Source organism: Streptacidiphilus jeojiensis, from assembly GCF_042510965.1.
Classification (GTDB): Bacteria; Actinomycetota; Actinomycetes; order Streptomycetales; family Streptomycetaceae; genus Streptacidiphilus; species Streptacidiphilus jeojiensis.
On the sequence record NZ_JBEUKS010000007.1, the window covers coordinates 171827 to 185201 of the forward strand.

Annotated in this window: 15 protein-coding genes; 2 read left to right on the forward strand and 13 right to left on the reverse strand. The window is 71.0% G+C overall.

All coding sequences use genetic code 11. The features are described from left to right. Positions 1–87: 87 nt before the first annotated feature. The 6 genes from ABUW04_RS20615 to ABUW04_RS20640 all read right to left on the reverse strand — a co-directional run bounded on the left by ABUW04_RS20615 (position 88) and on the right by ABUW04_RS20640 (position 4529). On the reverse strand, positions 88–567 hold the full coding sequence (locus ABUW04_RS20615; protein WP_380566138.1) for a GNAT family N-acetyltransferase: 480 nt from the start codon (positions 565–567) through the stop codon (positions 88–90). Continuing rightward, a complete protein-coding gene (locus tag ABUW04_RS20620) occupies positions 564–1424 on the reverse strand; it encodes an SAM-dependent methyltransferase (RefSeq protein WP_380566139.1) in 861 nt (286 codons plus the stop codon). The genes ABUW04_RS20615 and ABUW04_RS20620 overlap by 4 nt, the downstream gene beginning before the upstream one ends. A gap of 186 nt (positions 1425–1610) precedes the next feature. After that, entirely contained in the window at positions 1611–3071 is a 1461-nt protein-coding gene (gene tnpB / locus ABUW04_RS20625; RefSeq protein WP_380566140.1) for an IS607 family element RNA-guided endonuclease TnpB, read from the reverse strand. Next, positions 3068–3406 (reverse strand): hypothetical protein, encoded by a 339-nt coding sequence (locus ABUW04_RS20630; RefSeq protein WP_380566141.1) that lies wholly within the window; start codon positions 3404–3406, stop codon positions 3068–3070. Before ABUW04_RS20630 ends, tnpB begins: the two co-directional genes overlap by 4 nt. An 88-nt stretch (positions 3407–3494) precedes the next feature. Then, on the reverse strand, positions 3495–3821 hold the full coding sequence (locus tag ABUW04_RS20635; protein ID WP_380566142.1) for an STAS domain-containing protein: 327 nt from the start codon (positions 3819–3821) through the stop codon (positions 3495–3497). 102 nt (positions 3822–3923) lie between these two features. Further along, complete coding sequence (locus ABUW04_RS20640; protein ID WP_380566143.1) at positions 3924–4529, reverse strand: DinB family protein; 606 nt, start codon at positions 4527–4529, stop codon at positions 3924–3926. Positions 4530–4658: 129 nt separating this feature from the next. Between ABUW04_RS20640 and ABUW04_RS20645 the strand changes: the two genes are divergently transcribed. After that, positions 4659–5378 carry a hypothetical protein gene (locus tag ABUW04_RS20645; protein WP_380566144.1) on the forward strand — a complete coding sequence of 240 codons (720 nt, stop codon included), beginning with the start codon at positions 4659–4661 and terminating at the stop codon, positions 5376–5378. Positions 5379–5405: 27 nt separating this feature from the next. Here ABUW04_RS20645 and ABUW04_RS20650 read toward each other — a convergent pair whose 3' ends face one another. The 4 genes from ABUW04_RS20650 to ABUW04_RS20665 all read right to left on the reverse strand — a co-directional run bounded on the left by ABUW04_RS20650 (position 5406) and on the right by ABUW04_RS20665 (position 9350). Beyond that, entirely contained in the window at positions 5406–6422 is a 1017-nt protein-coding gene (locus ABUW04_RS20650; RefSeq protein ID WP_380566145.1) for a LacI family DNA-binding transcriptional regulator, read from the reverse strand. Positions 6423–6477: 55 nt separating this feature from the next. Further along, positions 6478–7473: an ABC transporter substrate-binding protein gene (locus ABUW04_RS20655; protein ID WP_380566146.1), complete on the reverse strand. Its 996-nt coding sequence runs from the start codon at positions 7471–7473 to the stop codon at positions 6478–6480. A gap of 69 nt (positions 7474–7542) precedes the next feature. Continuing rightward, complete coding sequence (locus tag ABUW04_RS20660; RefSeq protein ID WP_157623941.1) at positions 7543–8541, reverse strand: ABC transporter permease; 999 nt, start codon at positions 8539–8541, stop codon at positions 7543–7545. Further along, positions 8538–9350: an ATP-binding cassette domain-containing protein gene (locus ABUW04_RS20665; RefSeq protein ID WP_380566147.1), complete on the reverse strand. Its 813-nt coding sequence runs from the start codon at positions 9348–9350 to the stop codon at positions 8538–8540. The genes ABUW04_RS20660 and ABUW04_RS20665 overlap by 4 nt, the downstream gene beginning before the upstream one ends. Before the next feature lie 138 nt (positions 9351–9488). Here ABUW04_RS20665 and ABUW04_RS20670 point away from each other — a divergent pair, with 138 nt between their 5' ends. Further along, complete coding sequence (locus ABUW04_RS20670) at positions 9489–10490, forward strand: LacI family DNA-binding transcriptional regulator (RefSeq protein ID WP_332262559.1); 1002 nt, start codon at positions 9489–9491, stop codon at positions 10488–10490. Between the two features lie 18 nt (positions 10491–10508). On the opposite strand, the gene ABUW04_RS20675 is transcribed toward ABUW04_RS20670, so the two are convergent. Genes ABUW04_RS20675 through ABUW04_RS20685 form a run of 3 tightly spaced genes read right to left on the reverse strand, consistent with a single transcriptional unit; the run spans position 10509 to position 13341 of the window. Further along, entirely contained in the window at positions 10509–11489 is a 981-nt protein-coding gene (locus tag ABUW04_RS20675; RefSeq protein WP_380566149.1) for an acetylxylan esterase, read from the reverse strand. A 23-nt stretch (positions 11490–11512) separates the two neighbouring features. Beyond that, positions 11513–12358 carry a carbohydrate ABC transporter permease gene (locus ABUW04_RS20680; protein WP_380566150.1) on the reverse strand — a complete coding sequence of 282 codons (846 nt, stop codon included), beginning with the start codon at positions 12356–12358 and terminating at the stop codon, positions 11513–11515. Positions 12359–12363: 5 nt separating this feature from the next. Further along, entirely contained in the window at positions 12364–13341 is a 978-nt protein-coding gene (locus tag ABUW04_RS20685) for a carbohydrate ABC transporter permease (RefSeq protein ID WP_380566151.1), read from the reverse strand. Positions 13342–13375 lie beyond the last annotated feature (34 nt).

The following is a 13375-nucleotide window of genomic DNA, read 5'->3' on the forward strand; positions in this document are numbered from 1 at the left end:
TCTCCGGACAGACGGAATCGACGCTCGGTCACCTCGATCCTCCGCCCGCCGCCATCCCCCGGCCACTCGGCGAGCGCCGACCGGGCGTCAGCCCCGGCCCGGCCGAACCTCCATCAGCGGCAGGACGCGTCCCGGGATCGAGCCCGAGGGCACCTCGCCGACCCGCACCGCGCCCATCGCCAGGTAGAACGGCTCGGCATGCGGGTCGGCGGCGATGGTCAGCAGGTCGAAGCCGAGCTCGCGGCCCCGGTCCAGGACGTGCCGGAAGAGCAGCCCGCCCACGCCCCGGCCGATCGCCGCCGGCTCGACGAAGAGCATGCCCAGCTCACCCTGCGGGGCCTCGCCCTCCAGGGTGGTGAAGCCCAGCAGCGTCCCGTCCTCCTCGGCGACGGTTGCCCTGCGGGCCGCCAACGTGTCCGGTTCCATCCGGAGTTCGTCGGCGCAGGCGTCCAGGAATGCCTGGTCGTAGCCCCAGTGGCCCTTAGAGCGCAGTGCCAGCCGGCTCAGCGCCTCTGCCTCCTCCTGCCGGGCCGGACGCAGTCGTACCGAGGGCGGTACCGCCGTCACGCCGGTCCCGGCTTGCGTCCGACGGCGCCGTAGGAGGAGATCTCGGCGTCGGTGAGTGCGGCGAACGGGCTGTCTGCCGGCTCCGGCCACCAGCGGGAGATCAGGTCGACCCCGGGGGCGGGCACCTCCAGGCCGTCGAAGAACTTGGCGACCTCGGCGTGGTTGCGGATCTTCGTACGGATCCCGGCCGCCGCGTAGGTGGCCTCGACCTGGCCCCATTCGTCGGGGGCGAAGTCATGGGTGACCTGGGACAACGCCAGGAAGCTCCCGGCCGGGAGGGCCTGCAGCAGTTCGTCGACCAGGCCGTAGGGGTTCTGGTCGTCGGGGATGAAGTGCATGATCGCGATCAGCATCAGCGCCACCGGCTGGTCCAGGTCCAGGGTGTCGAGGAGCTGCGGCGAGGACAGTATCGCGGCCGGGTCCCGCAGGTCGGCGTCGATGTAGGCGGTGCGGCCCGGCTTGGCGCTGGTGAGCAGGGCACGGGCGTGGGCGAGCACCATCGGGTCGTTGTCGACGTAGACCACCCGTGCCGCCGGGTCCACCGCCTGGGCGATCTCATGGGTGTTGGGCGAGGTGGGTATGCCGGTGCCGATGTCCAGGAACTGGCGTATCCCGTGCTCGGCCGCCAACTGGTGCACGGCGCGGCGCAGGAAGCGGCGGTTGGCGCGGGCGGCGTGGGTGACGAACGGCGCGTTCTGGATGACCTTGTCGCCGGCCTCACGGTCGGCCGGGAAGTTGTCCTTGCCGCCGATGAAGTAGTCGTACATCCGGGCCGTGTGCGCCACGTCGGTGCGCAGGTCGATCCTGGGCGGGGCCTCGCCCAGGTCCGTCTTCATCCACTCCGTCGAATCCGCCATCTTCGCTCCCGGAGCCTGGTTCTGATGAATGATCAACGACTCTAGCAGGCCCACCTGTGCCCACAGAGATCTCCCCACCCCCGCCCACCGTCAACCCCGGCCGGCAGAATGGCGCGATACCGTTGCTTTGATCCTCGAGGAATCTCAGCATTCCCGGCCTTTCGGTCGGGAAGGTCCGTACCGGTGTCACCAGAGCGTGAGGGCTTGGGTGTCCTGATGACGGTGTCCCGTTTCCGTCCCGCGCTGGGCGGGGATTGCGCCACCTGCCCGCCCGGACCGAGCAAGCTCGGTCCGGTTGCGGGTCTTCTGGTCGGCTCCACGGGCTTTCGACGCTTGCGCGTCCGGGTCTCCGGCCACTCCGGTACCCGTCTGTACGGCTGACGCGAGGTCGGCGAGGTTGCGTGCGGCGTTCTCGTCCCGGTCCAGGACCAGGGCACAGTTGTCGCAGGCGAACACTCGGACACCGAGGGGCAGTTTGGCTTTCACTGTCCCGCAGGCCGAGCAGGTCTTGGAGGACGGGTACCAGCGGTCCGCGACCACCAGGTTCCCGCCGTTCCAGGCGGTCTTGTAGGTCAGTTGGCGGCGAATCTCGCCGAACCCGGCATCAGCGATACGTCGGGCGAGTCTGTGGTTGCGGAGCATCCCGGTGACGTTGAGGTCTTCGACCACGACCGTGCCGTACTGGGCCGCGATGTCCGTGGTGAACTTGTGCAGGCCGTCGGCGCGCAGGTGCCGCACCCGGGCATGGGCCTTCCCCAGGTCGGCCTTCGCCTGCTGCCAGCCGGTCGAGGGGGTGCGGTACCCGCACCTGCGGCCGGTGTCGGGATCGATGACCGTGGGACCTTGCCGGCGCGCCATCACCCGGTTGGCACGGCGCAGGCCTGCGAGTGCGACGTCCAGGTGTTTCGGGTTGGGGACGTAGCGCACGGCGCCGTCGGAGTCGGCCAGGACCGCCAGGACCTTGATGCCCAGGTCTACGCCGACGCACGTCCCGGGCCGGGAAGCGGTTGCCACGGTGCGCTGAACTTCGACCTGGAACGAGCAGAACCAGCGCCCCGAGGACTCGCGCCGCACCGTCGCCGACAGGATCCGTGCCCGGCCGTCCGCCAGACGCCGCTCCAGCTTGCGGGTGTTCTCATGCGTGCGGATCGTTCCCAAGCGGGGCAGTGTGACGTGGCGGCGGTCCGGCTCGACGCGGATGCTACCGGTGGTGAACCGGCATGCCTGCGCCGCCTTGTGCTTCTTCTTGAAGCGCGGGAACCCGACCCTTTTGCCCTTGCGTTGGCCTTTGCGGGAGTCGTTCCAGTTCTTCATTGCCGCAGCGGCGTTGGCCAGCCCGGTGCTGTAGGCCTCTTTGGAGTTCTCGGCCCACCACGGTGCGGCCTCGTTTTTCGTCGCGTTCCAGTCCCGGCGCAGCGCGGGCAGCGACCAGCCCTGCCAGGGCGTCAGATCATCGCCGGTCATCTCGTACGAAGCTTCGGCGGCGCGCTGGTCCCAGTTGGCTTTGATCCGGCCGATCGCCCAGTTATAGGCGCGCCGCGCAGCCCCGGCATGGGAGGACAGCGCGGCGGCCTGCACGGGCGAGGGGTCCAGGGCGAAGCGGTACGCCTGCACCACGCAGCCCTCAGCAGTCTGGAACTTCTTCACACGCCGTCCTCGGCGATCGCGCGGGCAGCGTGGTTCTTCGCCGAACGCCGCCTGTACAGGCGTGCGCACATCGACGTCAGCACGTCGGTGATGTCGCCGACCAGGTCGTCAGTGGTCTCCTCCGGCTCCAGAACCACCAGCCGGCGTCCCGACACGGACAGGACGACCCGACAGTACGCCACGACCTTACCCGGCACCTGCTCGGCGGGTTCGGCGACAAGCCACATACCAGACGGCGTCTGCACGACGGGAACCGGTATCCGGCCCTCCTTCGCCCACCTCCACGCCGTCTGGTAGCGCACGCCGTTGTGCGCAGCCCACTCGGAAAGCCTCACCTGATCAGGATAAACCCGCAGGAAGGCTGAGACTCCTCGATGAAAAGCACAGCAGTTACCAACGCCCATCCCCATCCCTTACGCACCGTCACTCCGGGTCGGCGAGCGAGCGCCACACCTCCGCGCAGTCCAGCAGCCGGTGCAGCGGCGGGCGCACCTGGACCAGGCGCAGGCGGACCCCGAAGTTCGCGGCCCGCTGCCGGACCCGGAAGAGCGCTGCCACGCCGCAGGCGTCGACATACGACAGCCCGGCGACGTCCACCTCGATCCGCACCACCTGCGGGTCGATGAGCACCCCGGCCACCACCTCCGACAGCGCCCGGTCCGCGGTCGCGTCGAGATCGCCCGAGAGCAGGATCTCCACCGTCGGACAGTCGTCCAGAACGAGCATGCTCAGTGCAGGTCTTTCGGCCATCGAGACCCCCGTTGTCCCAATTATGAGGGGGCTCAAGCTAGTTGAACGAACGACAAGGCGAACACAGATTCTTCACGATCCGCGGCAACCGTTGCCGTGCCGTTACGCCGGCAGCCCCGGATCGGCCGTCTTCGCCTCCTTCGCCGCCTCCTCCAGCCTGTTCCGGTACTCCTCCCACCCGGAGGGATCGCCGCCCAAGTTGTCGTTCCCCTCCCGCAGCCCGGCCGAGCCGTCGACCAGCTCACGGACGATGTCGGCGTGTCCGGCGTGCCGGTCGGTCTCCGCGATCAGGTGGACCAGGATCTGGTGCAGTGTCACCTCGCTGCGCTCGGCCGGCCACCACGGCACCCGGCCGACGGCGTCGAGCGGCAGCTCGGCGAAGACCGTCTCGGCGTGCTGCCACGAGCGGCGGTACAGGCCGACGATGTCCTCGCGGGACTCGTCGGGGGTGGCCCACATGTCCGCATTGGGTTCGGCGTCGTCCTCGAACCAGGGCAGCGGCTCGCCGGAGGGCCGGCCGAAGGTGTCGCCGAAGTAGCCCAGCTCCACGCTGGCCACGTGCTTGACCAGCCCCAGCAGATTGGTGCCGGTCGGCGTCAGCGGGCGCCGGACGTCGTACTCGGAGAGCCCGTCGAGCTTCCAGACCAGGGCCTCGCGGGCGGTCTGGAGGTAGCGGACCAGGTCGGCCTTGGCCTTGTCTTCGTTCATGGATCGAGTCTTCCACCCGGTACTGACAATCGGCGCTCACGACGGGCAATCACGACGGGTACCGACGGCCGGCCGCGTTTGGCCGGCCGTGGCATCGGGCATCGCTCGCTCGTACGAGGGGGGCGGGGAATGGCCGACCGTCGCGAGCGACCTGAGCGGGTCGGACAGGTGGGCCCGCTCGAAGTACCCGGCGAGGAGTCCGCGGACGTCCCGTCCGGTCCGCCGGAGGAGGCGTCCGCCGAGGCGTTCCAGGGGCGGCTCGGGGCGTGGTGGCACGGCCTGGGCAGGTCCACCCGCCGTACCCTGCTCGCCGCGGCCGCCGTCGTGCTGGGCGTCCTGGCGGTTCCGGCGCTGCAGGCCGGGCAGCACGGGGTACCCGCGCCCGCGCCGTCCTCGCCGCTGCCGGAGCTGGCCCCCTGGCCCTCCGAGATCACCGACGTCACCTACGCCGGCATCATCCCGGAGGACCTGAGCGGACGCAGGTTCGTCATCCTGCTGCAGATCGCCGTCAGCGGGCCGATCCCGGTGACGGTCAGTCAGTTCGGGCAGTTCCACGCGGGCATGCTGCTCACCCCCGGCGACGGGCTGCCGCTCACCATCACCCCGGGCACCTCGCGCATCGTCCATGTGCTCGCGGACGTCCAGGACTGCGGCCGGGCCCCGGGCCAGTACGACCTGCCCTTCATCGACGTCACCCTGACCGACGAGCGGGCGACGCAGACCCAGAGCGAGTTCCTCGGCGGCACCTACGGGGACGACCTGCACCGACAGATCGCCCGGGGCTGCGCCGGCTACCCCACGTCCTTCGCCCCGGCCGCCCCCGCGCCGATCGTCAGTCCGGCGGGCTAGCGGGCCACCGGGCCAACGGCCACCGGGCTAGCCGGGGGCGACCGTCTCGCCGGAGCCGCGCGGGATCAGCCGGGTCGGCAGGCGGACCGTCCTGGGCGGGGTGGTGTCCCCGTCCAGGCGGCGGAAGAGCAGGTCGGCGGCGGTGCGGCCGAGGCCGGCCGGGTCCTGGGCGACCACGGTCAGGCCGGGGACCAGCAGTTCGGCCAGCTCCAGGTCGTCGAAGCCGACCAGGGCCGGGCGGTACGGCAGCGCCGGCAGCCGCCGCAGTACCTCCAGGGTGATCCGGTTGTTCCCGGTGAGCAGCGCGGTGACCGGGTGCGGGCCGCTGGTCAGCCGCTCCAGCGCGGCGGCGACGGTCGCCGGATCGGTGGGACCCATCGCCACCTGGTCCGGGTCCACCGGCAGTCCGGCCGCGGCCATCGCCTCCCGGTAGCCGCGCAGCCGCTCGGCGGCGGTGTGGATCTGCGGCTGGTCGCCGACGAAGCCGATCCTGCGGTGGCCGTGCCGGATCAGGTGCTCGGTGCCCTCCCTGGCGCCGCCCGCGCTGTCGCTGAGCACGGCGTCGGCCTCGATCTGCTCGGCCGGGCGGTCCACGAAGACGGCCGCGGTCCCGGCCGCCAGTTCCGGCAGCAGGTAGCGGTGGTCGTCCCCGGCCGGCACGATGACCAGCCCGTCCACCCGGCGGGCGCAGAAGGCCATGGCCAGTTCCCGCTCGCGCTGCGGGTGCTCCGCGCTGGAGCCGGTGAACAGCAGCGACCCGTGGAACCGGGCCACCGCCTCCACCGCCCGGCTGAGCACCGAGTAGAAGGGGTCGCCGATGTCCTCCAGCAGCAGTCCCACACTGGCGGTGCGGCCCTTGCGGAGCATCCGCGCGCTGTCGTTGCGGCGGAAGCCCAGCTCGGTGATGGCGCTGCGGACCCGGTCCGCGGTGGCCGGGGTGACGCCGGGCTCGTCGTTGACCACCCTGGAGACGGTCTTCAGCCCGACCCTCGCCCTGGCCGCGACGTCCTTCATGGTGGGACGGGTGCCGTACTGGGTGGTCATGCCACGGAGCATACGACGACCACCCAGCACAGCGGGCGAACTGCGTCGGCACCGGTCAGCAGGCGGCCTTGTAGAAGTACTTGCTGACGGCCGGGTCGTTCATGTTCTGCTGGGTGATCGCCACCATGGTGGTGCCGATGGAGGCGGTCACCGGCTTGCCGTCGAAGGCGGCGACCAGCTGGTCGACGGCCTGGGTGCCGATGGCCGCCGGGTCCTGGGCGACCAGTACCTGGATGGTGTTGGCCTTCAGCGCGGTGACCTCGTCCGGCTCGGCGTCGAAGGCCACCACCTTGACCGAGCCCTGCTTGCCGGCCTGCTTGAGGCCGGTGGCGATGCCCTGGGCGGTGTTGGTGTTGCCGGCGAACACCCCGCCGAGGTCGGGGTGGGCCGCCAGGGTGGACTGGATCTGCGAGGCGGCGGTGGCCGGCAGGTCGTTGTCGTAGAGGGTGGGGATGACGGAGATGCCCGGGTACTTGGCCATCTCCTGGGTGAAGCCCTTGATCCGGTCGTCGGTGGTGGAGACGCCCGGCTTGACGCTGATCACGATCACCGAGCCCTTCTCCCCCATCTGCTTGGCCAGCGCGTCCGCCGCGACCTGGCCGCCCTTGACGTTGTCCGAGGAGATCCGGGTGATGCCGATGGAGGGGTCGGTCACCGAGGTGTCCACCAGGCCGATCTTCGTCCCGGCGTTCTGGATCTGCTTCAGCGAGGGGGTCAGCGCGGTGGTGTCCACCGGCGACACCAGCAGGCCGGCCGGCTTGGCCGCCGCCACCGAGTCGATCAGCGGGCGCTGCACCGAGACGTCCCACTGCGCGGAGCCGTCGGCGGTGAAGCCGACGCCCTTGGCCTTGGCCTCGGCCTGGGCCGCGCAGGTCATGGTGATGTAGAAGGGGTCGCTCTTCACCCCGGTGATCAGGGTGATGTTCTTGGCGCCGCCCGAGCCGCCCGAGCTGCCCGATCCCGAGCTGCAGCTCGACAGGGTGAGCGCCAGTGCGGCCGCCGCGCCCAGCGCCAGCAGGGCTCTTGTGTTGTCTCGTGCCGTCGTTCCCATCGCGTCCGGTCTCCTTCTGCTGAGGGGTTTCTGACTGCTGAGGTCCGCTCGGGTCCGCTCGGGAGCCGCTCAGGTCCGTTCGCGGGTCTGCTTGCGGATCTGGTCCAGGTAGACCGCGCCGACCAGCACCGCGCCCACCGCCACGTCCTGCCAGTACTGCTGGACGCCGACGACGATCAGGCCGGTGGTGAGCACCGCGGGGATGAACACGCCGATGACCGTGCCCAGCACCGAGCCGCGCCCGCCGAAGAGGCTGGTGCCGCCCAGCACCACGGCCGTGATGACCTTGAGGTTGTCGGTCGAGTGCCCGGCGATGGAGGTGGTGCCGTAGGAGGCCAGCCACATCACCGCGCCCAGCCCGGCCAGCAGCCCCATCAGCGCGTACACCTTCACCAGGTGCCGGCCGACCGGGATGCCGGCCCGCCGGGCGGCGGCCGGGTTGGAGCCGATGGCGAAGGTGTGCACGCCGAACCGGGTGCCGCCGAGCAGCAGCCCGAAGACCACGGTGACCACCGCGGCGAGCACCACCAGCCAGGGGATGCCGAGCACCTTGCCGTAGCCGAGGCTGTTCTGCAGGTGCGTGGCGGCGGCGCCGGAGGGATCCTGGCCGCCGGTGGCGATCTCGGCCAGGCCGAGGGCGGCGCCGAGGCCGCCCAGGGTCACGATCAGCGCCGGGATCTTGCCGGTCGCGACCAGCGCGCCCTGCAGCGCGCCCCAGGCCGCGCCCACCGCGAGGGCGATCACGATGCTGACGGCGACGGTGAACCAGCCGGCCCCGGCCGCGCCGTGGTGGATGGTGTACTCGCCGGCCGCCACCGCGGCCAGCACCAGCACCGAGCCGATGGACAGGTCGATGCCGGCCGTGATGATCACATAGGTCATGCCGACGCCGAGCACCAGGTAGATGGCGGCGTTGACGGCGATCTGGGTGATGTCGTAGACGGTGAAGAACTTCCCCGGGGCGGAGATGGAGAAGTAGGCGACCAGGACCACCAGGATCGCGAAGGTCCAGGCCTCGTTGCGGCGCAGGGCCCTGCGGGCCCACTCCGGGAGTTGACTGCGGGTCACTCTCCTTCACCCCCATCGCCGTTGGCACCGCTGCCGTTGCCGCCGTTGCCCGCGTCGGGTTCGTCCAGCGATCCGGTCATCGCGCCGACCAGTTCCTCGATGGAGCTGTCCGCGGCCCGGAACGAGGCCACCCGGCGGCCCAGCCGCAGCACCTCGACCCGGTCCGCGACCGACAGCACCTCCGGCATGTTGTGGCTGATCAGCACCACTCCCACGCCGCGGTCGCGGACCCGGCGGACGGTGTCCAGCACCCGCCCGCGCTGGACCACGCCCAGCGCGGCGGTCGGCTCGTCCATGAAGATGACCTTGCGGGCGAAGGCCACCGCGCGGGCGACCGCCACCGACTGCCGCTGCCCGCCCGAGAGTTCGCCCACCGGCGCGTTCACGTCCAGCAGGGTCACCCCCAGTTCGGCGAAGGCCTGGACGGCCGCCCGGCGCATCGCCGGCCGGTCCAGCGCCTTGAAGGGGCGCAGGAAGCCGCCGCGGAGGATCTCCCGCCCCAGGTAGAGGTTGGCGGCGGCGTCCAGGTGCGGGGCCAGCGAGAGGTCCTGGTAGACGGTCTCCACGCCGTGCCGCTGGGCGTCCATCGGGCCGGTGAAGCTGACCGGCCGGCCCTCCAGGGTGATCTCCCCGCCGTCCGGCTGGACCACCCCTGAGAGGATGTTCACCAACGTCGACTTCCCCGCTCCGTTGTCGCCGATGAGCGCGACCACCTCGCCCGGGTAGGCGGTGAAGTCGGCCCCCTGCAGGGCCTGGACGTGTCCGAACCGCTTCACCACGCCGCGTGCCGCAAGCAGTGGATCGGGCATCGTTGCCACTCCTGTCGACATCGTTGTCAGCTTGGTATCGTTAACAGCGCTCCGATCCTCAACCTGTGTCTGATGCGACGTCAATAGCCTTGCAGGCGTTGTATCGTTACCGTTCGATCTCGCCGGAGGGGAACGGTCGTGCCCGCTCGACCCACGATGAAGGACGTCGCCCGGCAGGCCGGCGTCAGCACCATGACGGTCTCCCGGGTGGTCAACGGTGAGCCCGGGGTGATGCCCGAGACCGCCGCCCGGGTGCACCGCGCCATCCGCTCCCTGGGCTACCAGCGGGACGACGTGGCACGGCAGTTGCGGCGCAAGGGCCAGCTGACCCAGACCGTCGGCATCCTGCTGGACAACGTCGCCGACCCGTTCATGGCCTCGCTGGCCTCCGCGGTCGAGGACGTGGCCCGGCAGCAGGGCAGCGTGGTGCTGATCGGCTCCTCCCGGGACGACCCGGTCCGCGAGCGCGAGGTGGTCTCGGCGTTCACCTCGCGCCGGATCGACGGGCTGATCCTGATCCCGGTGGCCGGGAGCCACCGCTTCCTGCGCAACGCCGTCGCCACCGGCACCCGGGTGGTCTGCGCGGACCGCTCCGCCACCGGACTGAAGACCGACGCCGTGGTGGTGGACAACCGGGGGTCGGCCAACCGGGCCATCGCCCATCTGATCGCCCACGGCCACCGGCGGATCGCCTACCTGGGCGACCGGTTGGACATCTGGACCATCGAGGAGCGCTACGCCGGCTACCTCACCGCGCTGGCGTACGCGGGCATCCCGGCCGACCCCGCGATCGTGCGGCACGGGCTGCGGCTGGCCGACGACGCGACCGCCGCGATGACCGGGATGCTGGCCGAGGCGGACCCGCCGACGGCCGTGCTGGCCAGCAACGGCATCGTCGGACTCGGCGTCAGGGCCGCGCTGCCGGCCGGCACCGCGCTGGTCAGCTTCGACGACTTCCTGCTCGCCGCGCAGCTGGACCCGCCGGTCACGGTGATCGCCCAGGACCCGGTGGCCATGGGCAGCACCGCCGCCCACCTGCTGTTCTCCCGGATCCACGGGGACAGCTCGCCCCCGCGCACGGTGGTGCTGCCGACCCGGCTGGTGGCCCGCGGCTCCGGCGAGATCAGCGGACCCTACTGAGCCGCCGCCGCGCGGACGCTACCGGACCGGCCCCCGGCCCATCAGCGTCCCCAACCAGTCCAACTGCATCCGGCTCTGCCGCGACCCGCCTCCCTCGTGGTCGTTGTACGGGTACACCGTGATGGCCTTCCGGTCACCGCCGTAGTGGTTGTAGGCGGCGTAGACGGTCGACGGCGGGCAGGTTCGGTCCATCAGCGCGACCGAGAAGAGCGCGGGGGCCTCCGCCTGGGCGGCGAAGTTGACGCCGTCGAAGTAGCGCAGCGTGGCCAGGGCCCGTTCGGCCAGCTCGGGGCGGTTCGCCAGCAGCGCTGCGACGTCGGCGTACGGGGGCCGCTCGGCCAGCCGGACGGCACGGGGCCAGTGGCAGAGGAAGGGGATGTCCACCATCAGCGCGGTCACCGTCGGTTCCAGCGCGGCCACGGCCAGGGCCATCCCGCCGCCCTGGCTGGCACCGCAGACCGCGACCCGGGCCGCGTCCACCGCACCGAAGTCCCGCACCGCCTCGACCGCCCGGACCGCGTCGACCAGCAGCCGGCGGTAGTAGTAGCCGCGGTGGTCCTGGGTGCCCCTGGTGACGTAGGCCACCTCGCCGGGGGACGCGGCCGGGAAGCCGCCCGGGTCCTGGGTGTCGCTGCCCTGGCCCCGGGTGTCCATGACCAGGTGCGCGTAGCCCGCGCTGGCCCACAGCAGGTGGTCCCCGGGCCAGCCCCGGCCGCCGCCGTAGCCGAGGTACTGCACCACGGCGGGCAGCGGGGCCGCGACCGGCTCGGCCGGAAGGATCAGCCAGGCGTGGACGCGTTGCCCCTGGTAGCCGTTGAAGGAGACGTCCAGGGTGCTCAGCCGGGTCAGGCCGACGTCGACCGGAACGGCGCGCAGGTCCAGCGGGCGGCTGCGGCTGTCCGCCAGTGTGTCCTTCCAGAACTGCCGGAAGTCCTCGGGCTCGTCCCGCTCCGGCCGGTAGCGGATGAGCTCTTCCAGGGGGAGATCGAACTCGGCCATCGGTGCTCCTCGGTTCTCGGCTCCTACTTGACGGCGCCGGCCAGCAGGCCCCGAACGAAGTAGCGCTGCAGGGTCAGGAAGATCAGCAGGGGGAAGGCCATGGACACGAAGGCGGCCGCGGTGAGCAGTTGCCAGCCCTGGCCGGTGTTGGCGTTGACCAGGTTGCTCAGCGACACCGTCACCGGGGCCACGGCCGGGTCGCCGCCCAGGAAGATCAGCGCCAGCAGCAGGTCGTTCCAGACCCAGAGGAACTGGAAGATGGCGAAGGACGCCAGTGCCGGCGCGCTGATCGGCAGGGCGATCCGCAGGAACACCGTCGGCGCCGAGGCCCCGTCCACCGCGGCCTGCTCGAAGACCTCCTCGGGCAGGCCGGCCATGAAGTTGCGCAGCAGGTAGACCGCGAAGGGCATGGCGAACCCGGCGTGCACCAGCCAGATCCCGGGGAAGGTCCCGGCCAGGTGCAGGGTGTTGTAGAGGCGCAGCACCGGGGCCAGCGCCATCTGGGCCGGCACCACCAGCAGCGCGATCAGCAGGATGAACACGGTCCGCCGCCCGGCGAAGCGCATCCGGGCGAAGGCGTAGGCGGCGACCGAGCCCACGGCGGTCATCACGGTCACCGCGGGGACGGTGATCAGCAGGCTGTTGACGAACGCGCGGCCCAGGCCGCCGGTCGTCAGTACCTGGGTGTAGTTGTCGACGGTGAAGCGGTAGGGCGGCAGCAGTCCGTGCCACCAACCGGAACTGCTGATGTCGTAGGGCGTCCGCACCGAACTGACGAGCAGTCCGACGACCGGGACGAGCCACGCCAGGCAGAGCAGGACCAGGGTCAGATGGACGGGCAGGCGTCGCGCCGGGTTCCTGGCGGCCATCGGTGCTACTCCCTTCCCTCGCGGCGAAGGGTGCGGACGTTGATGGCCAGGATCGGCGAGATCACCGCGGTGAGCAGCACCGCCACGGCGCTGGCGCGGCCGAAGTCCTGGTTGATGAACAGCTGCTGGTAGAGCAGGTTGGCGATGACGTCGGTGTGGTAGTTGCCGTTGGTCATCACGTAGACCACGTCGAAGGCCTTGAAGGCGCTGATCGCGAGCAGCGTGGCGACCACGGTGAGGGTCGGCCGCAGTTGCGGCAGCAGGACGTGGCGCAGCAGTTGCCAGCTGTTGGCGCCGTCGATCCGGGCCGCCTCGGTGAGCTCGGCGGGGACCATCTTCAGCGCCGCCGAGATGATCACGGTGGCGAATCCGGTGGTCATCCAGATCCCGACGGTGATCAGCGCCGAGTTGTTGGTGGAGGTGTCGACCAGCCAGGCCACCGGTGGCTGCCGGCTCACCGTGGTCCAGGCGGCGTTGAGGGTGCCGGTCTGGGCGAAGCCGGCCGGCTGGTAGTCGAACATGAACTTCCAGATCACCGCCCCGGCCACGAAGGACACGGCGGTGGGCATGACGACGATCGACTTCACCCCGACCTCGTAGCGCACCCGGTCGGCGAGCAGCGCGATGGCCAGGCCGAACAGCAGGCAGCCGGCGGTGAGCAGGACCACCCACATCAGGCTGTTGCGCAACGCCGAGTGCGCCTCGCCGTCGTCCAGCAGGTAGCGGAAGTTGGCGAGCCCGGCCCAGCGGCCGGAGTCGGCGTCGCGGAAGCTCAGCAGCACCGTGTTGAGCATCGGGTAGAAGAGGAAGACGCCGATCAGGATCAGGGCCGGGGCCAGCCAGGCCCAGGGGCGAAACCGGCGCCTGGTGCGTTCGCTGAACGGCGTCAGGGCCTTCTCCACGGTCCAGAGGTAGCCGAACAGTGCGACGGGGACGCCGACGGTGACGCCGGCGGCGAGGAGTGCGGTCGTGGGCAGCGTCATCGCGGCGTCCCCTCCAGCAGGTGCTCGACCGGGG